Genomic DNA, 24,966 nt, shown 5'->3' with positions numbered 1-24,966 from the left:
GCGGTTAGGCAGAGGCGTCCGACGGCTTGGCATCGGTTTCGGCCTCAGCCTCAGCCTCGGATTCGGCTCCGGGCGCATCCTTTTTGTGTCCGAGCCGCTTCTGAATCCAGGCCCACAGCCGTCGCCACGGGCTCGGACCCGGTGCGTCGTTTTCGGCGGTATCGAGCTCGACGCCCTTGTAGACCGCCAGGTACACGCTGACGGTGGTGACGATGATGATCATCAGGACCGGCCCGATCACGATACCGAAGAAGCCGAACATGGAGATGCCGGCGAACACCGCCAGGAGCATCAGCGCCGGGTCCAGCCGGGCCGCCTTGGGCACCAGCCACGGGCGCAGCACGTTATCAATGTTGGTGACCACCACCAGGTGGAACGCCACCACGAAGATGCCGCCGATGATGTTGCCGAAGAACATCATTCCGATGCCGAACGGGATCGTCACGATGCCGCCGCCGAGTGGGATCACCGACAGCGCGGTCAGCAGGATCGCGAAGACGAAGAAGCCTTCGTGGAAGCCGGCGATGTAGATCGAGATGGCTCCGGCCACGCCCTGGCAGAGCGCGATCACGAACTGGCCCTTGACGGTTCCCTTCACCATGGCGCCGGTCTTGGCGAGGTACAGGTCGGTGATCTCCTCGCCGAGCGGGTTGAGCCGCCGGATCAGGGTGGCCACCTCGTCGTTGTGTACCAGCAGCGAGATGAACACGTACAGGAAGATGATCGAGCCGGTGATCGCACCGACCAAGCTGCCGACCGCGCCCTGCAGGATGCCCAGCAGACCTTGGCCGACGTGCTGGGACACCTTGACCACGCTGTCGCGCAACGAATCTGCGGTGAGGTGGATGTCGAGGAAGGGCACCTTGTCGAGCAGTGAGTTGGCCAGTTTCAGCGCGCGGTCCCCGAGCGTGCTGACATCGGTGTCGCCGAGCCAGGTGCTGACCGTGTTCACGAGCTGGGTGACCTGCACGATGCCCATGAACACCACCAGCGACACCGGGATGATCACCATCAGGATGGCGACCAACACCGTCAGCGTGGCCGAGAAGCCGGTACCCAATCGGCGCTGAAACCGTTGGTAGAGCGGGGTGAACAGGTAGGCGCCGACCGCGGCCATCACGATCAGAACGAAAAAGCCGCGCAAAAAGTAGGCCCCGAGCAGGACGGCCAGCACTGTGATGACCGCCAGCGCCCGCCTCTGGGTGAGGGTGAACTCGTCTTTCATCAGGCCTCTTCCCGTCGTTGGCCTGACCTTATCGTCACGCTGGAGTGACGGTCGGCATTGAGCGTCACTCCAGCGTGACGCTGGGGCCCAGATCGGAGCGGCGGGCGGCCTGACCGGCCCGCTGTGAGGCAACGAACTTCATCGAGAGCCGCTGCATCAGTCCCGGAGCCAGCCGGGCGAAGATCCACGAGGCGTGCGCGCGACGGGGTTTGACGAGGATGGCCTTGTTACCCGCGACGGCGCGCAGTGTGTCGGCGGCCAACCGGTCGGCGTCGTAGGCGGTCTTGACGCCCTGGCCCTGCAAGAAGTAGTCGCGCCCGACGAATCCGCCGACCGCACCTTTGTCCAGGATGGGAGTTTCCACCGCGGCCGGGCAGACGGCCAGCACCCCCACTCCGTGGGCGGCAGCCTCGGATCGCAGGGCCAGGGACAGCCCCACGACGGCGTGCTTGGTCATCACATAACTGGTGAGCTGGCCCGCCGCAGCCAGACCGGCCATCGAGGCGGTGTTGACGATGTGGCCGTGCCCCTGCCGGATCATCTGCGGGTAGGCCGCCGCGACACCGTGTACGACACCGCGCACGTTGACGTCGATGATCGCGTTCCACTGGTCCAGCGTCAGCAGTTCGGTGTCCCCGCCCCAGACGATTCCCGCGTTGTTGAACATCAGATCGAGCCGTCCGGCCCGCTCGACGACGCCGTCGACCGCGGCCTGCACGGCGGCCGCATCGGTGACGTCGAGCTGTGCCGACCGCGCTCCGAGTGGGGTCGCGGTTCCAGAGGCAGCCTTGCCGTCGATGTCGGTGCACAGCACCTCCGCGCCGTCGGCCGCCAGCGCGCGGCACAGCGCCGCACCGATGCCGGATCCGGCACCGGTGACGATCGCCTGCTTGCCGGCCAGGCCTGATTTCATCCCTGGGCCAGCTTCATCACGTGGCCGAGCACGTCGGGGTAGCGCTTGAGATGTGCGCCGCCATTGAGGTCGAGCACCTCGCCGGTCAGCCACGACGCCTGCGGGGAACACACGAACACGACCGCGGCGGCGATGTCCTCGGGCGTTCCGGTGCGGCCCAGGGCGGTGTTCTCGATGTACTCCTCGACCACACCGGGGATCATCGCGGCGGGGTCGGTCAGCGGAGTCTTCACGAAGCCCGGGGCGATGGCGTTGACCCGGATGCCACGCGCCCCGAGTTCCAGTGCCGCCACCTGCGTCAGCATCGACAACCCGGCCTTGGCCGCGCAGTAGGCACTCATCCCGGCCGCGGGCTGGCGGCCGTTCAGCGACGAAATCGACACCAGGACACCGCCTTCGGGCAGGACTCGGCCGGCGTGCTTGGCGACGATGAATCCACCGTTGAGGCAGACGTCGACGACAGAGCGGAAGTCCTCGACCGCCAGGTCGGTGATCAGGCCGACATTGCTGAACCCCGCGCAGTTGAGCACTACATCGATTGGGCCGACCGCCGCGACGTCCTCGAACAGCTTCTCCACCGAGCTCTCGTCGGTGACGTCGGCGTAGTGGCTCGTGTGCGGCGCACCGAGCTGAGCGGCCCGGGCCGCCGCTCCGTCAGCGTCACGGTCGGCCACCACGAGGCGGCAGCCGTCATCCGCCAGGGCCTGGGCGCTGGCCCAGCCGATCCCCGAAGCTCCGCCGATGACGATGGCGACGCGTGCCGTGGTCATGCCCGACTCCCATCCGGGCGGTGGTCGCCCCACTTCTTGTCGATGGCGTTCCACGGGTCGGCCAACTCTCCGGGATAGTCCTTGTAGGCGGACTTCGACCGCAGGAACGCGCGAATCAGCGGCGCCGCGAGGCCGATCGGAAAACGCTTCAGTCCCGCGTTCGCCCTGGTGTCTGCCAGGAGCTGCGGCCACGAATGATGTTGGAACCCGAGCACCTCCTGTGCCCGCGTGGTGTCCATCCAGTCGGTGGCGAACCAGGCGGCGTCATTGTCGGGGTTGCCGGGCCGGCCGATGGGCAGGCCACCTTTGATGCCCATCGCGGCGGCCGCTTGCGAACCGACAGCGGACTGGATGTGCCGGTGCGTTTCGGCATCGCCGCCGATCAGCAGCACCTCGTGATTGGCGGTGTCGGTCGGGACCGTGGTGGCCGCGACGAAGGCGGCCGCGACATCGCGTACATCGACGGTCTGGAGCCGGCCGTCGGTGGGCAGCACGCTCTCGAACGAGATGAGGTCGACGTCCATGTCGAGGCTGAACTGTGAGCTCATCACCCCGCCGAGGCGCAGGATCAGCCAGTCCAGCTTCGAGGCCCGGACCAGGGCTTCGGCCTCGACCTTGTGCGCGCCGTAGATGTCGGATGCGTTGGTCGGGGTGTCGGGGGTCAGCACATCCTCGATGTGGTGCGGATTGCGGGCGCCGTACACCGCGATGCTGGAGGCCTGGACGAACCGGGGTGGCGTGGGCTGGGCCTCGGCGGCTCGCAGCAGCGACCCCGTGGCCTCGACGTTCACCTTGCGGGCCAGGCCGCGGCGCATGTAGCAGAACGGCGGGATGATCGCGGCGAGGTGGATGATCGCGGCGGGCGCGACCGCCTCCACCAGGGCATCGACCGCGGCGGAATCGGTCAGATCGGCCCAGCGCACCTCAACAGAAGTGGAGAGTGCGGCCGCGGCCTTGCGGTTGGCGGGCACATCGAGATCGGTCGCGACCACCGTGCGTCCGCCGGCGGCCAGCGTCTTCACCACGGCCGAGCCCACCAAACCGAACGCGCCGGTAACCAAAACAGCGTCGGACATAGGCCTCCTCGCTAGAACGTGTTGCAACACTAGCGAACACGACTGTGGTGTGCGTCACCGCGATCCCGAGCGGGTTCGAGCATCCGCGAAGGACTGTTCGCCCGGGTTTGCTCAGCAACCGGTGCCTGTCCATCGTGCTGGGCAGGTCCCGGGGTCGGCGAATGTTGCTGGCGTTGCCTCAAAAGCATTGGCCAGTGGCACTGTGACGCGTTATGTGTGACCGGGGACACGTCACATGCCCCGGTGTGATGCATTTGCCGGAACGGCATTCGTGACCGGATTTGGAAATTTGCCCGAGACCTATGCAAGGTGTGGCTGTAGGTATCGACGAATGTGAGCCAATCGCAGGCGTTTGTGATGTACTCGGTTGCACGCGTCAGTAATTGGGGAGGTGTGAGATGTCCGAAGATGTCGTGACGGGGGTTAACGACAGCGACTCCGGCGAAATTGCCGAAGAGGTTGCTGTGGGTTCCTCGGTGGTCGTTTATCCGGGAACTGACGACGAATTGCACGGCACCGTCGTCGAAGATTTCGCCGACTTGGCCGGGACTGCGGTCGAGGTCGCTGGGGAGCGAATTGTCGAAGCAGCGCGCCGGTGGGCAGTCAACCTCGACGACGGCGGTCTGGTGTTCGTCGACGACGACAGCATTGCGCTCGCCGCGCAGGCTGCCTGAGTTTCGGGTAGTTCACCGCAGGCTCAGCGGAAGCTGACGTAACCGCCGCACCAAGAGGCTGGGCTGCCACTCGGCATCGCCTGCTGGGCTGATGGTGTCGGCGATGGTCAGTAGTGACGAGAGCACGATCCGGGCTTCGAGCCGGGCCAGTGCGGCCCCGAGGCAGAAGTGCCCGCCCTTCCCGAATGCCAAGTGATTCTTGATATTCGGCCGATCCAGCCGGAACACGTTCGGATCCTCGAAGACTGCCTCATCCCGGTTGGCCGCGCCCCACAGCAGCAGTAGGTGGCTGTCTGCGGGCAGCGTGACGCCTGCCAGTTCGGCATCGGCCAGTACATGCCGATAGTGGCCCCGGAACGGGGACTCGAACCGCAACACCTCTTCCAGGAACGGCGTGATCATTGCGGGATCCCGGCGCAGCCGTTCGGCGACCTCGGGGCGTCGGCTCAGGATCCCGACGGCGCTGCCGATCAACGACGCGGTCGATTCGCCTCCTGCACCCACCAGCTGGATCAGCATGAACACCGCCGTGTCTTGGGGTACGCGCTCGGCCGCACAGTAGGTCGCCAGGTCGCCCAGCAGATTCTCGCCAGGATTTGCCGACGCTTCGACGAACCGGTCGGTCAGGTAACCGCCGAGTTTGACAGCCGCGATCCCCGATGTCGTCAGCTGTTCGGCGTCGACCAGGCCGTCCAGGAGTTGAGTGCTGGCATAGGCCCACGTCACCAGCCGGTCCACGTCCTCAGCCGGCAAGCCCAGCAGCCGCGCGACCACCAACATAGGCAGCCGGTCGGCCACTGCGGACATCCACTCGAACTCCGCGGCGGCCCCGGAGAGCAGGTCCGCGGCAGTGGCGGCGATGAAGGGCTCGAGCTCAGAGATCCGCTTGGCCGCCATCCGTGGCAGCACCAGTTTGCGGTGGGCGGCGTGAGCCGGATCGTCAGCGGTGGCCAGGACGTGGATGGGGGCGCCCGGCTCACCCATGCTGAACGCGGTGACAGTGCCGTCGGGCTGGGACCACATGGTCGCGGTGAGGTTCGACGAGAACTCGTGCATGCGCACTGTGGCGTCGATGACGGCGTCGAACGAGCTCACCACGAAGAACGGCGAGTCGCCGACCTGTGCCACCGGTGCGTGGGCCCGCAGCCGCTCATAGAGCGGATACGGATCCTGCAGGCAGGCGGGCTCGAACAGTTCGTGTGCCAGGAGCATTTGCCCAGGTTGGCCGGCTGTTCGAGGCCCGTCAACGATGCGCGGACATGTTGATATTCGCCGAAGGGGTTCGTGTTGCGGGGCGTCTCAGTCCAGCGCGGTGACCTGCAGACCGGCTGAGAACTATTCAGCAACCCGTCTCACGATGCGATAAATTAGCTGCTATGTCTCCCGGGCGCACGGACTGGTTGGTCGGGAGCGACCGACGTGTCGAGGCCGCCGAGCGCATCTACACCGCGGCGGCCGAGATGGCGGCCCGCGACGGGTTTGACGCACTGGACATCGACGCGCTGGCGGCCCGGGTGCACTGCTCGCGCGCGACGGTTTACCGGCACGCCGGTGGCAAGGCGCAGATTCGCGACGCCGTATTGGCCAGGCTGGCCGCCTCGATCGTGGGGGAGGTGCGTCGCGCGGTCGACGGTCTGGCCGGAGCGCAGCGGGTGTTGACCGCCGTTACCGTTGCGCTGCAACGCATCCGGGCCGATCCGATGTTCGATCTGCTCCTCGGATCACTGCGCAGCGGCGGCGGGATGGCGGACCTGACGCAATCGCCGGTGCCTGCCGCGTTCGCCACCGAACTCACCGGTCTGGGCGAGGACGACCCCGCGGCCGCGGCATGGATCGTGCGCCTGGTGCTGTCACTGCTGGTCTGGCCGGGTGACGATGAGGCCGCCGAGCAGGAGGTGTTACGGCGCTTCGTTGCCCCGGCGTTCGGTGAGGCCCAACCCTAATCGGCGCGGCGCACACACCGAAAGCCGATGTGGCTCATGCCCGTATCCACCATCTGGGGTCGCCGCGCGGCCGGTCGGTACCGCATGCAGTAGCCCTCGGCGCACAGGAACGAGCCGCCCTTGATCCCCCTGCGCCCGATCTGGAATTGCGGCTGGTTCGGGTCGTAGGTGTCCGCGGCGCAACGCGGTGTGGTGGCGCGGTCCTCGCCGTACCAGTCCGCATACGCCGCGGCATCGTCGAAGGCGATGTGCACCACGGGATGCTGCTCGCGTCCCTTCAGGGACGACCGCGGCCCACGGGGGTGATTCCAGCATGCGCCCGGCGTCCATGCCCACCACTGGTTGAGGTGCCGGGCCCCCGGGGAAGTCCTGCGGGTTCACCGGGGGCCCGGCGACCGTGACATAGCCGGTGGCGCCCACGAATTCGGCGTAGTCAGCGTTGGTCACCTGATGACGCTGGATCCAGAACCCGTCGGGCGCGTCGGATTGCGGGCGGCGACGCTATCGCGATGCTGGCCGGGCTTCCGGTCGAGGTCGCGCCCACCGCCCAGGCGGCTTGGATGCGTGGCGCCAGCCTGACCATGCTGCACCAACCCACCCCTCGCACGGACCTCGTGAAATGGGCTGCTGAAACAGCCGAGGTGGTGGAAGTCATCGACACCGACACCGTTGTGCTGTCCGAGCCGTTTCTGGGTGCGCGCCTGTGCTGGCGGAGCGCGGGCTGACCGTTGTCACCGTCGAGAATCTGCTCGACGAGGAGCCGATCGACCCGGTGCAGGTCGACGAGGACGACCTGGCGCTTTTGCAGCTGACGTCGGGCTCCACGGGGCCTCCCAAAGCGGTCCAAATCACCCATCGCAATCTGTATTCCAACGCTGAGGCGATGTTCGTCGGCGCCGAGTACAACCTGGAAAGCGACGTGATCATCAGCTGGCTGCCGCTGTTCCACGACATGGGGATGACCGGGTTCCTGACAGTTCCGATGTACTTCGGCGCGGAGCTGGTCAAGATCACGCCGATGGATTTCCTGCAGGACGCGTTGCTGTGGGCGAGCCTCATCGACAAGTACAAGGGCACGATGACCGCCGCGCCGAACTTCGCCTATGCACTGTTGGCCAAGCGCTTGCGCAGGCAGGCCCAACCCGGCGAGTTCGACTTGTCGACGTTGCGGTGGGCGCTGTCGGGTGCCGAACAGGTCGAGCCGGCCGACGTCGAGGATCTGTGCGCTGCCGGCAAGCAGTTCGGCTTGCGACCGGAAGCGATTCTGCCGGCGTACGGCATGGCCGAGACCACGGTCGCGGTTTCGTTCTCGGAGTGCAATTCCGGCTTGGTCGATGAGGTGGATGCTGACATCCTGGCGACGCTGCGACGTGCTGTGCCGGCGAAGAACGGTAATCGTCGCCGGCTGGCGGCACTGGGCCCGTTGCTCAGTGGGTTGGAGGCCCGCATCGTCGATGAGGACGGGAAAGTGCTTCCGGCCCGCGGTGTCGGAGTGATCCAGGTCCGCGGCGTATCACTGACCCGCGGTTACACCACGGCGGTGGGATTTGTGCCGGCGCAGGACGAGCGGGGCTGGTACGACACCGGCGACCTGGGCTACCTGACCGAGAACGGCCACATCGTGGTCTGTGGCCGGGGCAAGGACGTCATCATCATGGCCGGACGCAACATCCATCCGACCGACATCGAGCGCGCTGCCGGTCGCGTCGACGGCGTGCGCCCGGGTTGCGCCGTTGCGGTGCGACTGCATTCCGGCCGTTCGACGGAGTCGTTTGCCGTCGCCGTGGAATCGCACGCGTTCGATGACCATGGCGAGGTCCGCCGTATCCAGCATGATGTCGCCCATCATGTGGTCACAGAGGTCGACGCACGGCCACGCTCCGTCGTCGTCCTACCGCCGGGAGCGATCCCGAAAACCCCGTCGGGCAAGCTTCGTCGCGGGTATGCGCTGTCCCTGGTCAGCCACTGACCCGTCAAATTATTGGAATCCTCACTGTGTCCAGCGCATCCGCCCGAAAGTGGGGTGGTAAGACCAGAGCCATGAGTGAGCCGACAGTCCGCGAGGCAGTGCGCACCCTGCATCCCGGTTACTTCGCTCTCGTAATGGCCACCGGAATCATGTCCATCGCATTGACATACCACCGTGCCCATGCGGTTTCGGTGGTGCTGCTGTGGGTCGCGGCCATTGCCTACGTGGTTCTGGTGATGCTGACGGTCGTACGCATCATCACCGCTCGCCGGTTGTTCATGGCCGATCTGACCGATCCCCGACGGGGTTTCGCGATGTTCACGTTCGTGGCCGCGACCTGCGTGGTCGGCACGCGCCTGGCCGCCGACGGCCACTACGGGCTGGCGTTCGGGCTTCTGGCCGTTGGCTGGGTCGCGTGGATGGTCCTCGGCTACGTGGTGCCGTGGACGGCGGTTCTCGGCCAGGCCGCCCGACCGGTGCTGCAGAGCGCCAACGGCACCTGGTTCATCTGGGTGGTGGCCAGCCAGTCCATCGCGGTGCTGGCCGCGGCGTTACAGCCCGAAATAGCCGTGGGGCGTTCGGAATTGGCGTTGTTGGCGGTGTTCTCGTGGTCGGTCGGGATCTTCCTCTACGGCGCAGCGGGCATCTTCGTCGCCGTCCGGATGCTGGTGTACCCGCTGCTGCCCACCGATCTCACACCGCCGTACTGGGTGGCGATGGGAGCCACCGCCATCACTGTGGTGGCCGGCGCCCGGATCGTGGAGATGGCGGACGCACCCATGGTCGCGGCGACTCGCGGCCTGATCGCGGGAACTTCGGTCTTCTTCTGGGCCTTCGGTACCTGGCTCATTCCCCCGTTGATCGCGGCCGGGATCTGGCGCCACTGGGTTCATCGCATTCCGTTGCGCTACGACGCCACCCTGTGGAGTGTGGTCTTCCCCCTCGGCATGTACGGCGTCGGCGGCCACTACCTCGGTCAGGCCGATCAGTTGCCGATCGTGGAGCGCATCGGTTACGTCGAGAGCTGGATCGCACTGGCGGTGTGGGCGGTGGTATTCGTGGCCATGCTGCGCCACTTATTCCTCACCCTCGGGCCTGGTGTCAGGGACGTATCCGGCGCACCCTTAGAGGTGGAGGGTGATTGACATGTATGACAAGGATCTGACCAACAAATGGCTCGTCGAGATCGAGTTCTCCGAGGATGAGATCCACACCCACGCGTCGGCCCGGGCGCAGGTGCGCGACGACACCATGTCCACCACCGGAGATGCCTACCGCAACCCGAGAGACCCGGGCGCGCCGATGATCGGCGAGGAGATCGCGGCGGCCCGCGCGCTCATCGCATTGGGCAGCGATCTACTCCGTGCTGCGTCGGCCCGTATCGAGCAGTCCACGCACCATTCGGTGCACCTGTACCGCTGATTACGCGGAGATGGACGACTTGGCCGGCCCGGACTCCATCTGATGGAACAGATCGACGTAGTACGGCATGCACTCGGCCATCGCCCGCTCGGTGGTGAACAACGGCTCGTAGCCCAGATCGCGCTTGGCCTTGGCGATCGAGAAGTAGTTGTTGAGGTAAAGCCGTTCCACCGCAAGGGGTTCGATCAACGGCTCAGGAAGACCGAACTTGAAGTGCAGCCACTGCCAGGCCATCATCGCCTTGTGCACCAGACGCCCTGACACCCGGAAGGTGGGCAGCGGACGCCCGCACGCCGCGAGCACCGGTCGGGCGAACTCGAACATGTTGATGGGCTCGCCATCGTTGATGAAGTAGGCCTGACCGGGTGCGGTGCCACCGGGGACCAGATGCTGGCCGGCCAGGATGAACCCGTGGATCAGGTTGTGCACGTAGGAGTTGTCCAGCTTGATGTTCTTGTTGCCGACAAGCACCTTGACGTGTCCGGCGAGCACGTTCTCGAACACCTTGCGGAACATCGTCTGATCGCCGCGGCCCCAGATGCCGCTGGGGCGGATCGCGCAGGTGAGCATGCCGTGTTCGCCGTTCTGTGCCAGTACGAACTTCTCGGCGACCACCTTGGTCTCGGTGTAGAGGTCGTTGAACCGGGCGGTGTACGGCATGGTCTCATCGCCGTTGACGATGTCCTGCCCGCCCATCACCACGCTGTTGGAGGCGGTGTAGACGAAGCGTTTGACGCCCGCCTCCTGCGCCGCGTGCACGAGGTTCTTGGTGCCTTCCACGTTGACCGCGAAGCTGCGCTGCCGGTACTCCTCGGTGACCGAGGCGCCGCCCATCAGGTCGATGATGGCCGCGGTGTGGATGATCGTGTCGATGTCCTTGACGGCTGTGGCCACGGTCTGCTTGTCGCAGATGTCGCCCTCGATGACCTCTAGGCCCGCGTGATCGCCCAGTGGTGACGGCGCGCGGTCGAAGGAGCGCACCGCGTATCCGCGGTCGAGCAGTTCGGTCACCAGATTGGCACCGACGAAGCCGGAGCCGCCGGTAACCAGAACGCGGCCGAGTTCAGTGGTCAGAGATGCGTCACCCATGACGGGCAGCTTAACTGAAACAGGTTCCAGTTTCGAGCGTGAACGACAAAAATGGTTGCTGGATCAATCTTCTTCGGGCTCGCGTGCAGCCAGTGCCTGCTCGACCCGCTGACGTGCTCCGGCTAAGTGCTCTTCGCAGCGTTGTGCCAGCTTCTCGCCGCGTTCCCAGAGATTGAGCGAAGCGTCGAGGTCGAGCCCGCCCTGCTCCAGTTGCTGCACTACGGCGATCAGCTCGTCGCGGGCCTCTTCGTAGCCCAGTTCACTAATAGGCTTCATACTCACGATGCTTGCACCTCTACTCGCTACCCTCGCTGACAGCCGAGACCACCCCGTCGGACACCCGCACCCGCAGTCGGGAGCCGTGCGGTGCGTCGGCCACTGAACGCAGAACTGTTGGCGCCCCTGACGCCGGGACCGCCTGAACCACCGCATACCCGCGGGCCAGGGTGGCCGCCGGGCCGAGCGCGGTCAGCCGCGCAGACAGGTGGCCGACGGTATCGGCCTCCGCGGCGATGAGCCGCGTGATGTCACGTTGGGCGGTGGTCCGGGCACGCGTGATCTCGTCGGCGCGCGCGGTGAGCGCCGCCAGGGGTTGCGCGAGTACCGGGCGGCTGCGCAATTGCTCCAGGTGGTGCTGCTCGCGGTGCACCCAGTTGCGTAGCGCGCGGGCGCTGCGCCGGTGCAGATCGGTGATCAAAGCCTGTTCGGCGGCCGCGTCGGGAACGATCCGCTTGGCCGCGTCGGTCGGGGTGGCCGCGCGCAGGTCGGCGACGAGATCGGACAGGGGAGTGTCGGGTTCGTGGCCGATCGCACTGACCACCGGGGTGCGGCAGGCGACGATGGCCCGGCACAGCGTCTCGTCGGAGAACGGGAGCAGATCCTCGACGCTGCCGCCGCCGCGGGCCAGGACGATGACGTCGACGTCGGGATCGGCGTCCAGTGCCGCGAGCGCCTCCACGATCTGGGGAACGGCATTGGGCCCCTGAACGATCGTGTTGCGGATCGCGAAGCGCACCGCAGGCCAGCGAGTGGTGGCGACCGTCGTCACATCCCGCTCGGCTGCTGAGGCGCGTCCGGTGATCAGGCCGATGGTGTTGGGCAGGAACGGGATCGGCCGTTTGAGGCGCGGATCGAACAGTCCTTCGGCTTCCAGCAGCCGACGTAGCCGCTCGATCCGAGCCAGCAGCTCACCGATACCGACCGCGCGAATCTCACTGACCCGCAACGAGAATGTGCCGCGTCCGGTGTAGAAATTGGGTTTGCCGCAGATAATCACCTGGGTGCCCTCGGACAGCTTGACCGGGGCGTTGCGCACGAGATCGCGCGGGCAGGTCAGCGACAGGGACATGTCGGCTGCCGGATCCCGCAGCACCATGAAGACGGTTCTGGAATCCGGGCGGATCTTGAGCTCGGTCAACTGGCCTTCGACCCATACCGTGCCGAGCCGGTCGATCCATTTGGCCACACGGGTCGCCACGGCGCGGACCGGCCAGGGGTTCTCCGGTGACTGGCCCGGTTCGGTCACTTCGCGGTCGCGCGGGTGATCCTGTTGGCGAGCAACGTCACGAACGGTGCACGGGCCCGGCCGTTCTCCTCGTAGGCCAGCAGTGCTTCGAGGTCGGCCACCCGCAACGACGTCAACCGGGCGCGCACCTGCGCGAGCGTCAGCGCGTCGTACCCGAGCTCGCCCGCGATGTCCGGCGCCGCTCCCGAGCTGGAACCACGTGCGGCCTTGCCGTTTGTCGCGGCTGCCGGCTCGGGCTCCCCGGTGCTGTACAGCGCGAACCGTCCCTCGGTGCGCCGCTCGCCGTCGCCGGCTCCCTGGGTGTCGTCGGTGTCATCGATGCCGGAATCGAGATCTTCGTCGAAGGTGGCCCACTCGGGCTGCTCGTCCTTCGGCGGAAAAATCTGCTCCAGGGCTTCGTCACCCTTGACCACCAGCTCGGCGAGATTCTGCTGAACGTGCATGACGAGGTTGGCGGCCTGGCTGACCACGGTCATGGGGTAGGTGAGGATGGTTTGAGGCAACTTGCGAGTTTCCTCGATCGCGGTCGCCGCCGCACCCACCAGCAGCCGGACCCCATATGGTGCAGTTCCCATGGCCCACAGCCTACGGCTGGCTCGGCGCGGCGGCAGCCCCGTACCCTGGAGACATGCCGCCGACAATCAACATGGGTATCCCGGGTGCCACGAGCTCGGTGACGTCAGGCGGTCGTACGCAAGCCTCTGGTAAGCGCGTCCTGCTGGCCGAGCCGCGCGGATACTGCGCAGGGGTGGACCGCGCCGTCGAGACCGTCGAGCGCGCCCTGGAGAAGCACGGCGCCCCGGTCTACGTGCGGCACGAGATCGTGCACAACGTGCACGTGGTGGAGACGCTGGCCAAGGCGGGCGCCGTCTTCGTCGAAGAGACCAACGAGGTACCCGAGGGTGCCATCGTGGTGTTCTCCGCGCACGGGGTCGCGCCGACGGTCCACGTCGAGGCCGCCGAACGCAATCTGCGGACGATCGACGCCACTTGCCCGCTGGTCACCAAGGTGCACAACGAGGCCAAGCGGTTCGCCCGCGACGACTACGACATCCTGCTCGTCGGCCACACCGGGCATGAGGAGGTGGTCGGCACTGCCGGCGAAGCGCCTGACCATGTCCAGGTGGTCGACAACCCGGATGCGGTCGACAACGTCACCGTGCGCGACGAGAACAAGGTGATCTGGCTGTCGCAGACCACGCTGAGCGTCGACGAGACCATGGAGACCGTGCGCCGGCTGCGCGAGAAGTTCCCGACGCTGCAGGATCCGCCGAGTGACGACATCTGCTACGCCACCCAGAACCGCCAGGTCGCGGTCAAGGCAATGGCACCCGAATGCGAGCTGGTGATCGTGGTCGGCTCGAAGAACTCATCCAACTCGGTTCGGCTGGTCGAAGTGGCTCTCGGCGCAGGATCTGACGCCGCCCACCTGGTCGACTACGCCGAAGACATCGATCCGACCTGGCTGGAGGGCGTCACCACGGTCGGCGTGACCTCCGGGGCATCGGTGCCCGAGGTGCTGGTGCGCGGTGTGCTCGAACGGCTTGCCGATTACGGCTACGGAACCGTGCAGCCGGTGACCACTGCCAACGAGACGTTGGTGTTTGCGCTGCCGCGAGAGATCCGTCCGCCGCGCGCCTGACCCGCGTTGACCGGGCCGGGCGGTGACCGGGCTTCAGTCGTCGTACTCCGAGGAGTGCCGTCCCCGGGCCGCTGAGCGTGGCCGCGTCCGGTGCTCCACGCGGTGATCCTCGTCGTCGGAACCGCGGTACCGCACCCGCGACACCGGATGGTGCGTCGAGCGGCCGGAACCGGTGGGCGGATCGAACGATTCCTCGAACGGCTGGTAGTCGTCGAATCGGCGACGCTGTCGCTGCGGGCGCTCACGTGGGGTCTCGAACGCGCCGGCCTCACGGCGCTCGGGCGGTGGTTGCTTGCGTGGTTCACGCGGCTGGGCGCGCACCCGTCGGCGCGGCTCGCCGGCCCCGGGCTCGGCCGAGCGCGGGGGCCTGGGCCGTCGTGGTCGCTCGGGAATGGCGCCGTCGAATTCGCTGTCGAGATCACCGGTGGCTGCACGGCTCGGACGGGGTCGAGGCGGTGCAGTGCGTTTGGTCGGCCTGCGCTCGCCCCGGGGCCGCCCGGCGGCTGCTCCGGCCGCCGCTGCTGCGGCTGTGCCGGGTTCTGCGCCGGCCGGACGTCGCCGTGGGGGTCGTTCGGAGGGACGACGGCGCGGCGGGGCTTCCGCGGCCGGATCATGTTCAGCGGTCCGGTCCCGGCGCATCGACGCCGTGGCGGGTTTGCGGAGCACCAGCCCGGAAAGTTTCGTTGTGACAGATGACACAATTCCCGCGACGGGCGTCGCCTTGGCCGTTGCGGCCCCCGTGGCCGTCCCGGACGCGTCGTCCGCTTCTGCCGTGCGCGATGTCAGGCCGACGTACCACCGGCCCAGGCCGATCAGCAGCACCGTGGCCGAAAGGAACAGCATCAGGGGGAAGCGTTCGATCAGGGGATATCCGCAGTTGATGGCCAGGTCTTTGACGCCCTGCAGCTCGCCCCCGTGGAACAGGAAATAGGACCCGGGTACCGCGACGAACAGAATCAGCGGGGGCTGGATCACCGCGGTGAACAGCCCGGCCTGCTGAACGGTCAGAACAGCCAGGACGCAACCGAGGGAATAGCAGACCGCGAACACCGAAGTGAGCTCTCGATCGCCCGAACCGGCGTCGAAAGCAAAGCCGATCGCGGTAGCCGTGATCGCCAAAAGGACAGCGCCCCACCACGGCACACCGGCGAATCGCGGGTGTACAGAGCGATGGTCAGCCGGCACTGCCGACTGTGCGCGCTGTCCTGACACACGTTGACCGTACCGGCTCTGTCTGGTCGCGTGCTGCCAGCTCGCGCTGGCGTGCCGATCGCACCGGCCTAGACTCTCTTCTCTGTGAGCCTGAACCTGGGAATCGTCGGTTTGCCGAACGTCGGAAAGTCGACTCTGTTCAATGCCCTGACGCGTAACGACGTGTTGGCGGCCAACTACCCGTTTGCGACCATCGAGCCCAATGAGGGCGTGGTGCCGTTGCCCGATCCGCGGCTCGACAAGCTTGCCGAGATCTTCGGCTCGGAGAAGACCGTGCCGGCCCCGGTGACGTTTGTCGATATCGCCGGGATCGTCAAAGGCGCGTCCGAAGGCGCCGGCCTCGGCAACAAGTTCCTCGCCAACATCCGTGAATGCGACGCCATTTGTCAGGTGGTGCGTGTGTTCGCCGATGACGACGTGATCCATGTCGACGGGCGGGTGGATCCGCGTTCGGACATCGAGGTGATCGAGACCGAGCTGATCCTTGCCGACATGCAGACGCTGGAGAAGGCGGTGCCACGGCTGGAGAAGGAAGCCCGCACCAACAAGGAGCGCAAGCCGGTGCTGGAAGCCGCCGTCGCGGCCCAGGCGATTTTTGATGAAGGCAAGACTCTTTTTTCTGTGTCCTCCCCGGCTCAGGACTGGTCGGTGCTGCGTGAGCTCAACCTGATGACCACCAAGCCGTTCCTGTACGTGTTCAACGCCGACGAGTCGGTGCTCACTGATGAGGCGAAGCAGGCCGAGCTGCGTGCCCTGGTGGCCCCGGCCGACGCGGTGTTCCTGGACGCCAAGATCGAGTCGGAATTGATCGAGCTCGACGACGAGTCGGCCAACGAGCTGTTGGAGTCGATCGGGCAGACCGAACGTGGCCTGGATGCCCTGGCGCGCGCCGGTTTCCACACCCTGCGGCTGCAGACCTATCTGACGGCCGGGCCGAAGGAATCGCGGGCCTGGACCATCCACCAGGGCGACACCGCTCCCAAGGCAGCCGGCGTGATCCACACCGACTTCGAGAAGGGCTTCATCAAGGCCGAGGTGGTGTCGTTCGACGATCTCGTCGCGGCCGGGTCGATGGCCGCCGCCAAGGCTGCGGGCAAGGTCCGGATGGAAGGCAAGGACTACGTGATGGCCGACGGTGACGTGGTGGAGTTCCGCTTCAACGTCTAGCCCTCAGCGGTGCGCCGAGAGTGAAGAAGATTGCGAGTTTTTCGTGAAATCTCGTCATCTTCTTCACTCTCGATGTCGCGGTCATCCGAGATCCGACATGATCGCCCGAACAGCGCGATCGATACCCGCTGCCGTGTCGATGCGAAGTACAGGTGTGTCCCAGCATTCGTAGGTCCGTTCCTCGACCTGCAGCCATGTCGGCACTGTCAGTCCTTCGAGGTCGGACGTCCGAGCTTCGACTCGTTTCCGGTGGAGTGCAGGATCGCTGCAGATCACCTCGACGTTGACGAGCCGGGCCCGACCGGCCTCAGCGCACTTCGCCCATGCCTGCCTCGTGATTGCGAGAGGATTCACACTGTCGGCGACGACACTGTGGCCCGCGGTCAAGTGGTCGAGTGTGAGGGCGTACGCGACTCGGTAGCCCGCGTCGGGAACTGCCGACCATCCGCCGGCCAGATCGACTATCCCGGATGCGGTCAACGCCGCCTCGATCGTGTCTAGCCGCACGTGTACGGCATCAATCTCAGCGCTGAGACGGTGCGCGACCGTGGTCTTGCCAACTCCAGGAAGACCCGACAGGACGATCAGCGTAGGTAGAGGCTTTCGGACGGCCATCGTCTCGATGGTAGGAGCCCGCTGTCGAATGTTGAACTCGGCGACGACTTCTGACGTTGTCGACGGCACCCTGACGGATGTCCGCTTCAACGTGAATCCGAATTAGTTGATGATCTCGCCGCGGTGGTCCGTATGGATCGCGGCCAGCCGGTCTCGCCACATCTGGAGATCCTCGGGTGTCAGTCGCGTCCAATCTGTCACCTCGCCGACGATCCGGAGCGGCTCCGTGCTCCGGTAGGACCGGGTGGGATTGCCGGGGAACTTCTTGTCGGTGACGTTGGGATCGTTCTCGAATTCCCCGGTCGGTTCCACGGCATAGACCCGCGGCGCCCCGTCGCCGGCGGCGAGTTCAGCAGCGAGGCCTGCGCCGTCGCGCAACGCGGTGAAATAGATGTGGTTCATCACGATTTCGGGCCGGTAGTTGGAACGGAAGCCTGCGGTGAGGAGATCGCCCACCCACAGTTCGGCCTTGGTGCCGTGAAAGAACGGCCCGTCGTCCAATGCCCCGCCCATCTCGACAGGTTACAAACTCTTGTGACGTTCATCGATGCCGAAAGCGGCTCCGCGTCAACGGGTGGCCCCGTGTTAACGTGCGTGGTGTGGCGATCACGACTGCCACATTCTGCGCTTCCAGGTGAACGATCACCTGAATCATTGCGGAGGGGCCTGAGCTGATCAGGACATGTCCGAATGGGGTGCTGCGCCTTCGGGCGCGCCAATTCCATTGTGCCGGTTGACCGATACCGGTAGGCGAAAGGACATGACAGTGGCTGCGAAGGACGACAAGAACCTCAAGCAGGTGCTCGACAAGATCACGGGAATGGATGAGCCTGCGCGGGGCGTGATGCGGCGCATGCACGACGTGATCGTCGCTGCTGCGCCCGAACTCAAGCCGCGCGTTTGGTATGGCATGCCGGGCTATGCCAAGTCCGCGAGCAGTCCGGTCCTCGTCTTCTTCCGGAACGACGACAGAATGAGCCTTGGGGTGAGCGAGAAGGCCACATTCAAGCCGGCCGGCGGCAAGCACGGCCTGTTGATGCCCGCGGCCTGGTACTTCGAAGGCCTGGACGATGTCACCGAGCAGTGTGTTGCCGAGATCGTCCGGGCCGCGATCGAGTAACCGCCGCCGGCGGTGGGGTGTCGGTGCCCGGGTCTAGCGTGCGCGGTATGCAATTCGTTTCGACCCGCATCATCACCGCCGACGTGAAGCGTCTCGTCGCCTTCTACGAGATGGTCACCGGCGTGACTGCCGTCTGGGGCAATGAACTCTTCGCCGAGATTCCGACACCGGTTGGCACGCTGGCCATCGGCAGCGACAAGACCGTCGCGCTGTTCGGGGCGGGGTCCGCTGAGCCGGCGGCCAACCGCACCGCGATTCTCGAGTTCATCGTGGATGACGTGGACGCCGAGTATGAGCGGCTTCGTGAGCAGGTCCCAGAGGTGGCCACCGAGCCGACGACGATGCCGTGGGGAAACCGTGCGCTGTTGTTCAGAGACCCCGACGGCAACCTCATCAACCTGTTCACTCCGGTCACTGATGAGGCTCGCGCCAAGTTCGGGGTCTAGGTCGCATTTCGTTCCGTCACCGACGGGATGCATACGCACATGAGAAGTTTGACGTCTCGCCGACGATCAAGTGTTTGCGTATTGTGTGCTCGGTATGTCGGAGGAACTTGCAAGTCAATGGGATCGGATCCGTGAGATCGTGGAGCGGGGGCGGCGCTCGACCGGTCACCACGCCATCGCGTCGGCCGATGCGGATGGCAGCCCGACGATTACCCCGATCGGCACCATCTTCTTGCGTGAGGACTGCACGGGCTTCTACTTCGATCAGTACACCGAGCGCCTCGCCGAGAACCTCGATATCAACCCACACGTGTGCGTAATGGCCGTGGACGGCGGACGTGCCTTCTGGCTTCGCTCGTTGCTGACCGGCCGCTTCCGTAAGGCCATCGGCGTGCGTCTGTACGGAACCGCCGGTCCCCGCCGCCCCGCGACACCTGATGAGCTCAACGAGGTCCACAAACGGGTGCGCCTCATGCGCGCGACGCGGGGTGGCCGGACGCTGTGGTCGGACTTCAGCCACGTACGCGATCTCACGTTCATAGCGGCCCGGCTGGTGCAGTATCCGGTCATGATGCCGGCCAGCAGGTGATACCGGATCTCAGTCGATGATCACCGAGATCTCGTCACCCAGCCCGTATCCCGCGGCCAGGGGGAATTGATCGCCGCTCCAGAACGAGCCGGGATCGAACCAGTTGTAGTGCTTCTCGGTGGTCAGCAGACCCATTTCCTCGTAGGTGATGGCCACGGTCTCGGCGCAGTAGGCGGTCTCCAGCCCGGCCTGGCGGCCGCGTGCCTTCTTGCGTTCGGCTGACTCGCGAACCTTCTTGTGTACGAAGGGAATTCCTCGGGTGAAGTCGCTGGCGACCGGCACCCGTCCGCGCAGCCAGCGCCCGGTCAACCGGGCCGTGGTGGGAAAGGCTGTGCCGTTCATCCGGGCGATCACCTTGAGGAGTTTGTCCTCCTGTTCCCGCGATGCGAACGGGGTCAGCTGACGCAACCAGCAGCGCTGCCCGTAGCTGTGTTCCCACCGTTCGACGACTTCGCGGGCGTCGTTGAGTTGCACGCCGCGGTGAAAGGTGCCGGTCCACATGTCGAGCAGCTTGTCGCCGAGTTCGGCGTGCCAGATCAGCGGTGGCAGGTCGTCGATGGCCACCGTCATCCCGACGTGGTTGACCGGGCTGTTGGTCAGGGTCTGGATGGCCCGGTCGGGCCCGGACCCACCGCGGAACAGCCAGATATCGCCGGTGCGGGTCTCCTGCAGTGCCTTGGTCAGGGACACCGTATTCGCTTTCACGACCGCAGCTTAGGCACACTTTGAGCATGCGGAGCATCTGGAAGTGGGTCGGGCTGGCCGGTGTCGCCGGTGTCGTGGCGGGTGGCGTCATGGTGGCGCGTGATCAGCGCCGTCGTAACGCCTACACGCCGCAGGACATTCGGGAGCGGCTCCACCAGCGGTTGGCCCAGGCCGAGCACGACGAACCGACGCGCTGACTGCTACTGCATCAGCCTGCTACTGCATCAGCTCCGCGATGTCGGTGGGGATCGGTGCGATGGGCTCGCGGCGCACGCCGTCGTGCGGTGACCACATCAGGTTCACCTGCAGCGCCGGTTCGAGATCGGGGTAGTCGGAACGGATGTGACAGCCCCGGGTCTCGCGTCGTTCCAGCGCGCACCCGAGCGTGGCGCGGGCGGACAGCACCGCGGACCGAAGGTCGAAGGCGTGCGCCAGGTCTGCGAAGCCGCTGATATCGATGTGCACACCCACGTTGGCCATGCGGGATTCGATTTTTTCCAGTTCCGCCAATCCGGCGAGCAGGCCGGCCTCGTCCCGCACCACGCCGGCGTGCTCGGTCATCAGATTGCGCACCGAACGCTGTAACCCGCGGATGTTCTCGCTGCCGTCGGCCGACAGCAGGCGGTCGACCTGCGCCTCGGCAGCACGGATCGCCGCCAGGGAGCGGCGCTGCGCAGTGAGCCGCGCCGAGTAGTCAGCTGCGGCTTGCCCGGTCAGTCGGCCGTAAACCATCACCGCGATCAACGAGTTGCCGTCCAGCAGACCTGCACCGTGCAATCCGGTGGTGGCTTCACCGGTGACGAACAGCCCGTCGACCTCGGTCCCGTGGTCATGCGGCCGGACGGCGACCCCGCCCAACGAGTAGTGCGCGGTCGGGGCGACCTCGATCGGGTCCCGGGTGACGTCGCGCCCCTGAACATCCAGCACGGTCTGGTAGACCTGCGGCAGCCGTGTCGCGACCTTCTCGGCAGGCAGATGCGACAGGTCCAGCCAGACCCCACCGGTCCGGGTGCCGCGTCCCGCCTTGATCTCGGCGTAGGACGCCATGGCGAGCCGGTCACGGCCGGCGCGCTCCATCTGGTCGGGGTGGTAGCGGGTCATGAACCGTTCGCCGACGCTGTTCAGCAGAATGCCGCCCGCTTCGCCCACCGAATCGCTGATCAGCGTGCCTGCCGCGTGCTCGGGACTGAGTAAACCGAATGGCCGGAACTGCACCAGCTCGGCGTCTCGCAACCGGGCACCCGCTTCGGCGGCGAGCCGGAACGAGTCACCGGTGTTCTCGTCCCGGCGGGCCGATGTCCGGCGCCAGATCCGGGTGTGGCCACCCGTCGCCAGGATCACCGCGTCGGCGTGCACGAGATACCGTGCGCCGTCGATCAGGTCGAAGCCGTAGGCGCCGAAGACCGCTCCGTCGTTCACCAGTATCTGGGTCACGTAGAACGTCGACAGGACTGGGATCCCGAGCCGGACCGCGTGTTCGCGCAGGACGCGTTGCACCTCGCCGGCGTCGGCTTTACGCCGGTACGGATGACCCCCGGTGATCCGGCCGCCGTCGTGTCGCTCGAAGCGCATGCCGAAGCGCTCCAGGTCGTGGATGCCGTGGGCGGCTCCCTGGGCGACCCGCTGCACGGTGCGCGGATCGGCCAGCAGGCGGCTTTCCAGCAAGGTGTCGGCCGCGTGCTGTTCCCAGCCGTCGGCGGTATCCAGCGCGGCGTTGATCCCGCTGAGGGTCAGGCCGGTGTGGTCGTCATCCGGTATGTGCTTGCCTACCGCCGTCACCGCGACCCCGGCCTCGGCGAGTTCGATGGCCGCTCGCAACCCGGCCCCACCGACGCCCACCACGAGGACAGACGTGGCGAGCTGATGTTCGCGGGGTGACATGGACTCTCCTGGGGCAGACGACCGGTTATAAGTACCGACCGGGCGGCGTCGCGGTTTGTGACAATCCCGGTAGATTTCTCGCCAGCCGTGCACATCCGTGCCGCCCAGCCCTGCCAGGAGCCGTCCGCATGAGTGCCAGTCCGTTGCCCAACCTGATTGGCAGGCAACCCGAGTGCACCCAGTTGACCGACCTGCTCAGCGGTCTGCGCCGCGGTGAGTCCGCGGTTTCGGTGATCCGGGGCGAGGCCGGCATCGGGAAATCGGTGCTGTTGGAGTACGTGGCGGCCCAGGCCTCGGGGATGACGGTGACCACCGCCCGCGGGATCGAGGCCGACATGGAACTCGCCTATGCCGGCCTGCACCAACTGTGCGCACCGTTCCTCGGCACGATCGATGCGCTACCCGAGCCGCAGCGGGATGCGCTGCGGGTTGCCTTCGGGTTGGCCGCTGGTGATCCGCCGGATCGGTTCCTGGTCGGCCTGGCGGTGTTGACCCTGCTCACCCGCGCCTCAGAGACCAAGCCCGTACTGGTCATCATCGACGACGCCCAATGGCTGGACCAGGTGTCCGTGCTGACGCTGGAGTTCGTGGCGCGCCGGCTGCTGGCCGAGGCCGTCGCGATGGTGTTCGCCGTGCGCGATCCGGAGGGTCACGCGGTGCTCAAGGATCTGCCAGAACTGCGGCTCGGAGGTCTCGACCCAGCGGCGGCGGGTGAGCTGCTGGAGGCCGCGGTGGAGGGGCGGCTGGAGGACCGCGTACGGAATCGGCTGGTAGCCGAGACCTCGGGCAATCCGCTCGCGCTGCTGGAGCTCTACCGCGGCCGCAGTGCCGCCGAACTCGCCTACGGCGTGGAGGCGGGGACGGCGGCGATCCGCGAATCGGTGTCGAGTCGCGTCGAACAGGACTTCGCCGGCCGGATCGGGATGCTGCCGGCGCCGACCCGAACACTGCTGTTGATCGCTGCCGCGGAGCCGATCGGGGAAGCCCGGTTGCTGGTTCGCGCGGCCGAGGCGATGGACATCGCGCCCGATGCCGCGCCGGCCAAGGCGGCCGGTCTGATCGAATTCGGCGAGTCCGTGCGATTCCGCCACCCGCTGGTGCGCTCGGCGGTGTACCGGCAAGCAGATCCCGAGGAGCGCCGGGCGGTGCACCGGGCCCTGGCGGCCGTCACCGACCCGGTGCTCGATCCGGACCGCTGCGCCTGGCATGCGGCAGAAGCGGCCGACGGGCCAGACGAGGAGGTCGCGGCGGGCTTGGTCCACGCGGCGGCCCGGGCCCGCCAGCGCGGCGGGATGGCGGCCGAGGCGGTCCTGCTGGAACGCGCCACCGAGCTGACGCCGGACCGCTGGCAGCGCGGACGGCGGGCGGTCGCGGCCGCCGAAGCACATTTCTCGGCCGCCTCCCCGGATCGCGCCACCGAGTTGGCCACCCTGGCCAGCCTGTGCCCACTCGACCCGCTGGACCAGGCCCGGCTGGCGCGACTGCGAGCCCGAATCCTATTCGGCCGCAGTCGTAGTGACGAAGCGGCACCGTTACTGCTCGACGCCGCCGCACAATTCGCGGCCGCCGGATCACCACTGGCCCGCGAAACCTATCTGGAGGCGATCAGCGCGACTGTCTTCGCCGGCCGGGTCCACGGCCCGGCCGGGGCCAAGGCCGCGGCAGTCGCTGCCCGGGCCTCCGGCGCTCCGCCGTCGAACTCCGGCGCCGCGGACCTGCTGCTCGACGGCGTCGCCACCCTGTTGGCCGACGGTCATGAGACCGGTGTGCCCGCGTTGCGCCGGGTCTTTGAACCCTTTGCGCAGGAACAACTACACAGCCGCGAGGCGACGATGCGATGGCTGCTGCTGGTGCCCGTCGCGCTGGAATCGTTCATCCACTACGGGTGGGATCTGCCCGCGTGGGATACCTTCGCCACCCGTGCGGTGCGTCTCGCCCGTGACGTCGGTGCGCTCAGCGTGTTGCCGCCGGCGCTGATCTACCTGGGCGGCGTCTACATCCACCATGGCGACTTCGCCACGGCGGCCCGCATGATCGACGAGGCCGACGCGATCTCCGCCGCCACCGGACAAACCCCGCACGCCTACGCCTCGCTGGTGCTGGCCGCGTGGCGTGGTGAGGAAGATGCCGCTGCCGGCCCGATCGCGGAGGCCAAAGCCCGCGCTGCCCAACACGGCGAGGTCTCGCTACTGGGGGTCGCCGGCTATATCCAGGGCGTGCTGTACAACGGCCTGGCTCGGTACGACGAGGCACTCGCGGTGGCCCGGGCGGGCATCGAGCACGACGGCTACAACTTCACCGGGCTGTCGTTGGTCGAGCATGTCGAGGCCGCGGTGCGGTGCGGTGAGCTCGTGGCGGCCCGGACGTCGCTGGACCGTCTGGTTGAACTGACCCGCGCGGCCGGTTCCGGCTGGGCCCGTGGCGTCAGCGCCCGCAGTCGCGCCCTGCTCGCCGACGGTGACGAGGCGGACGCGCTGTACCGCGCGGCCATCGAGGAACTTGCCCGCGACCGCGTGGTCGTCGAGGTGGCCCGCACCCACCTGCTGTACGGCGAATGGCTGCGCCGGAACCGCCGGCGGGCACTGGCGCGGGAGCAGCTCCGGACCGCACACGAGATGTTCGATGGCATGGGGGCCACGGCGTTCGCCGAACGGGCGCGGCGCGAACTGCTGGCCACCGGCGAGCACGCGCGAAGCCGGGAAACCGGGCCGACGACCAGTCTGACCCCGCAGGAGGCGCAGATCGCCGCGTTGGCCGCCGCCGGAATGACCAACCCGAAAATCGGCGCGGAACTCTTCCTCAGCCCGCACACCGTGGAGTGGCACCTGCGCAAGGTGTACACGAAGCTCGGCATCGGCTCCCGCCGCGAGCTGCCGAGTGCGCTGGCAGCATCGGGCTAATCCCCGGTACGTAGCCGGCCCGCGCAGTCCGTGGTGTGCAGCCCACGGACTCGACTACGTAGTTGCGTGGCGCGACGGAGGCC

At 66.8% G+C, this 24,966-nt stretch carries 25 protein-coding genes and 2 pseudogenes; 12 read left to right on the top strand and 15 right to left on the bottom strand.

Features of this window, described 5'->3' with window-relative positions:
• Nucleotides 1-4: 4 nt before the first annotated feature.
• The 4 genes from HBE63_RS18530 to HBE63_RS18515 all read right to left on the bottom strand — a co-directional run bounded on the left by HBE63_RS18530 (nucleotide 5) and on the right by HBE63_RS18515 (nucleotide 3,984).
• Nucleotides 5-1,225 (bottom strand): AI-2E family transporter, encoded by a 1,221-nt coding sequence (locus HBE63_RS18530; protein WP_166906045.1) that lies wholly within the window; start codon nucleotides 1,223-1,225, stop codon nucleotides 5-7.
• 64 nt (nucleotides 1,226-1,289) lie between these two features.
• The gene (locus HBE63_RS18525) at nucleotides 1,290-2,138 is read right to left on the bottom strand and encodes an SDR family oxidoreductase (protein ID WP_166906044.1); all 849 of its coding nucleotides are present in this window, start codon (nucleotides 2,136-2,138) and stop codon (nucleotides 1,290-1,292) included.
• On the bottom strand, nucleotides 2,135-2,908 hold the full coding sequence (locus tag HBE63_RS18520) for an SDR family NAD(P)-dependent oxidoreductase (RefSeq protein WP_166906043.1): 774 nt from the start codon (nucleotides 2,906-2,908) through the stop codon (nucleotides 2,135-2,137). Before HBE63_RS18520 ends, HBE63_RS18525 begins: the two co-directional genes overlap by 4 nt.
• Nucleotides 2,905-3,984, bottom strand: coding sequence for an NAD(P)-dependent oxidoreductase (locus HBE63_RS18515; protein ID WP_166906042.1), 1,080 nt, complete (start codon nucleotides 3,982-3,984; stop codon nucleotides 2,905-2,907). The genes HBE63_RS18520 and HBE63_RS18515 overlap by 4 nt, the downstream gene beginning before the upstream one ends.
• Before the next feature lie 398 nt (nucleotides 3,985-4,382).
• Between HBE63_RS18515 and HBE63_RS18510 the strand changes: the two genes are divergently transcribed.
• Entirely contained in the window at nucleotides 4,383-4,658 is a 276-nt protein-coding gene (locus tag HBE63_RS18510) for a hypothetical protein (protein WP_243858141.1), read from the top strand.
• A gap of 12 nt (nucleotides 4,659-4,670) precedes the next feature.
• On the opposite strand, the gene HBE63_RS18505 is transcribed toward HBE63_RS18510, so the two are convergent.
• The gene (locus HBE63_RS18505) at nucleotides 4,671-5,870 is read right to left on the bottom strand and encodes a cytochrome P450 (RefSeq protein ID WP_166906041.1); all 1,200 of its coding nucleotides are present in this window, start codon (nucleotides 5,868-5,870) and stop codon (nucleotides 4,671-4,673) included.
• Between the two features lie 164 nt (nucleotides 5,871-6,034).
• On the opposite strand from HBE63_RS18505, the gene HBE63_RS18500 reads away from it, so the two are divergent.
• Nucleotides 6,035-6,601, top strand: coding sequence for a TetR/AcrR family transcriptional regulator (locus HBE63_RS18500; protein WP_166906040.1), 567 nt, complete (start codon nucleotides 6,035-6,037; stop codon nucleotides 6,599-6,601).
• Here HBE63_RS18500 and HBE63_RS18495 read toward each other — a convergent pair.
• Nucleotides 6,598-7,075, bottom strand: a pseudogene (locus tag HBE63_RS18495) (SUMF1/EgtB/PvdO family nonheme iron enzyme); the annotation flags it as partial. The gene HBE63_RS18500 and the pseudogene HBE63_RS18495 overlap by 4 nt on opposite strands.
• Between HBE63_RS18495 and HBE63_RS18490 the strand changes: the two are divergent.
• The 3 genes and pseudogenes from HBE63_RS18490 (at nucleotide 7,024) to HBE63_RS18480 (ending at nucleotide 9,992) form a co-directional block, all read left to right on the top strand.
• Nucleotides 7,024-8,570, top strand: a pseudogene (locus HBE63_RS18490) (fatty acyl-AMP ligase). The pseudogenes HBE63_RS18495 and HBE63_RS18490 sit on opposite strands and share 52 nt — an antisense overlap.
• Nucleotides 8,571-8,641: 71 nt before the next feature.
• Nucleotides 8,642-9,715, top strand: coding sequence for a tellurite resistance/C4-dicarboxylate transporter family protein (locus HBE63_RS18485; RefSeq protein WP_166906039.1), 1,074 nt, complete (start codon nucleotides 8,642-8,644; stop codon nucleotides 9,713-9,715).
• A 1-nt stretch (nucleotide 9,716) separates the two neighbouring features.
• Nucleotides 9,717-9,992, top strand: a complete 276-nt coding sequence (locus HBE63_RS18480; RefSeq protein ID WP_166906038.1) for a dsRBD fold-containing protein — start codon at nucleotides 9,717-9,719, stop codon at nucleotides 9,990-9,992.
• Here HBE63_RS18480 and HBE63_RS18475 read toward each other — a convergent pair whose 3' ends face one another.
• The 4 genes from HBE63_RS18475 to HBE63_RS18460 all read right to left on the bottom strand — a co-directional run bounded on the left by HBE63_RS18475 (nucleotide 9,993) and on the right by HBE63_RS18460 (nucleotide 13,181).
• Nucleotides 9,993-11,081, bottom strand: coding sequence for an NAD-dependent epimerase/dehydratase family protein (locus tag HBE63_RS18475; RefSeq protein ID WP_166906037.1), 1,089 nt, complete (start codon nucleotides 11,079-11,081; stop codon nucleotides 9,993-9,995). It abuts the gene before it with no gap.
• Between the two features lie 63 nt (nucleotides 11,082-11,144).
• Nucleotides 11,145-11,357 carry an exodeoxyribonuclease VII small subunit gene (locus tag HBE63_RS18470; protein WP_166906036.1) on the bottom strand — a complete coding sequence of 71 codons (213 nt, stop codon included), beginning with the start codon at nucleotides 11,355-11,357 and terminating at the stop codon, nucleotides 11,145-11,147.
• Nucleotides 11,358-11,376: 19 nt separating this feature from the next.
• Nucleotides 11,377-12,606, bottom strand: a complete 1,230-nt coding sequence (gene xseA / locus HBE63_RS18465; protein WP_166906035.1) for an exodeoxyribonuclease VII large subunit — start codon at nucleotides 12,604-12,606, stop codon at nucleotides 11,377-11,379.
• Nucleotides 12,603-13,181: a lipid droplet-associated protein gene (locus HBE63_RS18460; protein WP_166906034.1), complete on the bottom strand. Its 579-nt coding sequence runs from the start codon at nucleotides 13,179-13,181 to the stop codon at nucleotides 12,603-12,605. The genes xseA and HBE63_RS18460 overlap by 4 nt, the downstream gene beginning before the upstream one ends.
• A 53-nt stretch (nucleotides 13,182-13,234) precedes the next feature.
• On the opposite strand from HBE63_RS18460, the gene HBE63_RS18455 reads away from it, so the two are divergent.
• The gene (locus HBE63_RS18455; protein WP_166906033.1) at nucleotides 13,235-14,248 is read left to right on the top strand and encodes a 4-hydroxy-3-methylbut-2-enyl diphosphate reductase; all 1,014 of its coding nucleotides are present in this window, start codon (nucleotides 13,235-13,237) and stop codon (nucleotides 14,246-14,248) included.
• A gap of 33 nt (nucleotides 14,249-14,281) precedes the next feature.
• On the opposite strand, the gene HBE63_RS18450 is transcribed toward HBE63_RS18455, so the two are convergent.
• On the bottom strand, nucleotides 14,282-15,460 hold the full coding sequence (locus HBE63_RS18450) for a DUF6542 domain-containing protein (protein ID WP_166906032.1): 1,179 nt from the start codon (nucleotides 15,458-15,460) through the stop codon (nucleotides 14,282-14,284).
• An 84-nt stretch (nucleotides 15,461-15,544) separates the two neighbouring features.
• Here HBE63_RS18450 and ychF point away from each other — a divergent pair, with 84 nt between their 5' ends.
• A complete protein-coding gene (ychF, locus tag HBE63_RS18445) occupies nucleotides 15,545-16,627 on the top strand; it encodes a redox-regulated ATPase YchF (protein WP_166906031.1) in 1,083 nt (360 codons plus the stop codon).
• A gap of 81 nt (nucleotides 16,628-16,708) precedes the next feature.
• On the opposite strand, the gene HBE63_RS18440 is transcribed toward ychF, so the two are convergent.
• Together HBE63_RS18440 and arr are read right to left on the bottom strand one after the other, a co-directional pair.
• Complete coding sequence (locus tag HBE63_RS18440; protein WP_166906030.1) at nucleotides 16,709-17,242, bottom strand: AAA family ATPase; 534 nt, start codon at nucleotides 17,240-17,242, stop codon at nucleotides 16,709-16,711.
• Nucleotides 17,243-17,344: 102 nt separating this feature from the next.
• Nucleotides 17,345-17,755, bottom strand: coding sequence for an NAD(+)--rifampin ADP-ribosyltransferase (gene arr / locus HBE63_RS18435; RefSeq protein WP_166906029.1), 411 nt, complete (start codon nucleotides 17,753-17,755; stop codon nucleotides 17,345-17,347).
• A gap of 247 nt (nucleotides 17,756-18,002) precedes the next feature.
• Here arr and HBE63_RS18430 point away from each other — a divergent pair, with 247 nt between their 5' ends.
• The 3 genes from HBE63_RS18430 (at nucleotide 18,003) to HBE63_RS18420 (ending at nucleotide 19,397) form a co-directional block, all read left to right on the top strand.
• Nucleotides 18,003-18,362: a DUF1801 domain-containing protein gene (locus HBE63_RS18430; RefSeq protein ID WP_166906028.1), complete on the top strand. Its 360-nt coding sequence runs from the start codon at nucleotides 18,003-18,005 to the stop codon at nucleotides 18,360-18,362.
• A gap of 47 nt (nucleotides 18,363-18,409) precedes the next feature.
• Nucleotides 18,410-18,808, top strand: coding sequence for a VOC family protein (locus HBE63_RS18425; protein WP_166906027.1), 399 nt, complete (start codon nucleotides 18,410-18,412; stop codon nucleotides 18,806-18,808).
• 94 nt (nucleotides 18,809-18,902) lie between these two features.
• The gene (locus tag HBE63_RS18420; RefSeq protein WP_166906026.1) at nucleotides 18,903-19,397 is read left to right on the top strand and encodes a pyridoxamine 5'-phosphate oxidase family protein; all 495 of its coding nucleotides are present in this window, start codon (nucleotides 18,903-18,905) and stop codon (nucleotides 19,395-19,397) included.
• Between the two features lie 9 nt (nucleotides 19,398-19,406).
• On the opposite strand, the gene HBE63_RS18415 is transcribed toward HBE63_RS18420, so the two are convergent.
• Nucleotides 19,407-20,087, bottom strand: coding sequence for a guanylate cyclase (locus tag HBE63_RS18415; protein WP_371815043.1), 681 nt, complete (start codon nucleotides 20,085-20,087; stop codon nucleotides 19,407-19,409).
• Nucleotides 20,088-20,128: 41 nt separating this feature from the next.
• Here HBE63_RS18415 and HBE63_RS18410 point away from each other — a divergent pair, with 41 nt between their 5' ends.
• The gene (locus HBE63_RS18410; protein WP_166906024.1) at nucleotides 20,129-20,299 is read left to right on the top strand and encodes a hypothetical protein; all 171 of its coding nucleotides are present in this window, start codon (nucleotides 20,129-20,131) and stop codon (nucleotides 20,297-20,299) included.
• A 19-nt stretch (nucleotides 20,300-20,318) separates the two neighbouring features.
• Here the strand turns inward: HBE63_RS18410 and HBE63_RS18405 are convergent, their stop codons facing one another.
• Nucleotides 20,319-21,983, bottom strand: a complete 1,665-nt coding sequence (locus HBE63_RS18405; protein ID WP_166906023.1) for an FAD-binding protein — start codon at nucleotides 21,981-21,983, stop codon at nucleotides 20,319-20,321.
• Nucleotides 21,984-22,111: 128 nt separating this feature from the next.
• On the opposite strand from HBE63_RS18405, the gene HBE63_RS18400 reads away from it, so the two are divergent.
• Nucleotides 22,112-24,883, top strand: a complete 2,772-nt coding sequence (locus HBE63_RS18400) for a LuxR family transcriptional regulator (protein WP_166906022.1) — start codon at nucleotides 22,112-22,114, stop codon at nucleotides 24,881-24,883.
• The last annotated feature ends 83 nt before the right edge of the window (nucleotides 24,884-24,966 follow it).

Origin of the sequence: Mycobacterium sp. DL440, from assembly GCF_011745145.1 — a bacterium.
In the GTDB taxonomy this organism is placed as follows: Bacteria; Actinomycetota; Actinomycetes; order Mycobacteriales; family Mycobacteriaceae; genus Mycobacterium.
The sequence above is the reverse complement of the archived record's forward strand: the minus strand, read 5'-3'. Positions and strand labels throughout refer to the sequence as shown.

Bases quoted from the DNA above. Each gene is read 5' to 3' on its own strand.
- HBE63_RS18530 (WP_166906045.1), bottom strand. From the start codon at position 1,225: ATGAAAGACGAGTTCACCCTCACCCAGAGGCGGGCGCTGGCGGTCATC.
- HBE63_RS18525 (WP_166906044.1), bottom strand. From the start codon at position 2,138: ATGAAATCAGGCCTGGCCGGCAAGCAGGCGATCGTCACCGGTGCCGGA.
- HBE63_RS18520 (WP_166906043.1), bottom strand. From the start codon at position 2,908: ATGACCACGGCACGCGTCGCCATCGTCATCGGCGGAGCTTCGGGGATC.
- HBE63_RS18515 (WP_166906042.1), bottom strand. From the start codon at position 3,984: ATGTCCGACGCTGTTTTGGTTACCGGCGCGTTCGGTTTGGTGGGCTCG.
- HBE63_RS18510 (WP_243858141.1), top strand. From the start codon at position 4,383: ATGTCCGAAGATGTCGTGACGGGGGTTAACGACAGCGACTCCGGCGAA.
- HBE63_RS18505 (WP_166906041.1), bottom strand. From the start codon at position 5,870: ATGCTCCTGGCACACGAACTGTTCGAGCCCGCCTGCCTGCAGGATCCG.
- HBE63_RS18500 (WP_166906040.1), top strand. From the start codon at position 6,035: ATGTCTCCCGGGCGCACGGACTGGTTGGTCGGGAGCGACCGACGTGTC.
- HBE63_RS18485 (WP_166906039.1), top strand. From the start codon at position 8,642: ATGAGTGAGCCGACAGTCCGCGAGGCAGTGCGCACCCTGCATCCCGGT.
- HBE63_RS18480 (WP_166906038.1), top strand. From the start codon at position 9,717: ATGTATGACAAGGATCTGACCAACAAATGGCTCGTCGAGATCGAGTTC.
- HBE63_RS18475 (WP_166906037.1), bottom strand. From the start codon at position 11,081: ATGGGTGACGCATCTCTGACCACTGAACTCGGCCGCGTTCTGGTTACC.
- HBE63_RS18470 (WP_166906036.1), bottom strand. From the start codon at position 11,357: ATGAAGCCTATTAGTGAACTGGGCTACGAAGAGGCCCGCGACGAGCTG.
- HBE63_RS18460 (WP_166906034.1), bottom strand. From the start codon at position 13,181: ATGGGAACTGCACCATATGGGGTCCGGCTGCTGGTGGGTGCGGCGGCG.
- HBE63_RS18455 (WP_166906033.1), top strand. From the start codon at position 13,235: ATGCCGCCGACAATCAACATGGGTATCCCGGGTGCCACGAGCTCGGTG.
- HBE63_RS18440 (WP_166906030.1), bottom strand. From the start codon at position 17,242: ATGGCCGTCCGAAAGCCTCTACCTACGCTGATCGTCCTGTCGGGTCTT.
- arr (WP_166906029.1), bottom strand. From the start codon at position 17,755: ATGGGCGGGGCATTGGACGACGGGCCGTTCTTTCACGGCACCAAGGCC.
- HBE63_RS18430 (WP_166906028.1), top strand. From the start codon at position 18,003: ATGACAGTGGCTGCGAAGGACGACAAGAACCTCAAGCAGGTGCTCGAC.
- HBE63_RS18425 (WP_166906027.1), top strand. From the start codon at position 18,410: ATGCAATTCGTTTCGACCCGCATCATCACCGCCGACGTGAAGCGTCTC.
- HBE63_RS18420 (WP_166906026.1), top strand. From the start codon at position 18,903: ATGTCGGAGGAACTTGCAAGTCAATGGGATCGGATCCGTGAGATCGTG.
- HBE63_RS18410 (WP_166906024.1), top strand. From the start codon at position 20,129: ATGCGGAGCATCTGGAAGTGGGTCGGGCTGGCCGGTGTCGCCGGTGTC.
- HBE63_RS18405 (WP_166906023.1), bottom strand. From the start codon at position 21,983: ATGTCACCCCGCGAACATCAGCTCGCCACGTCTGTCCTCGTGGTGGGC.
- HBE63_RS18400 (WP_166906022.1), top strand. From the start codon at position 22,112: ATGAGTGCCAGTCCGTTGCCCAACCTGATTGGCAGGCAACCCGAGTGC.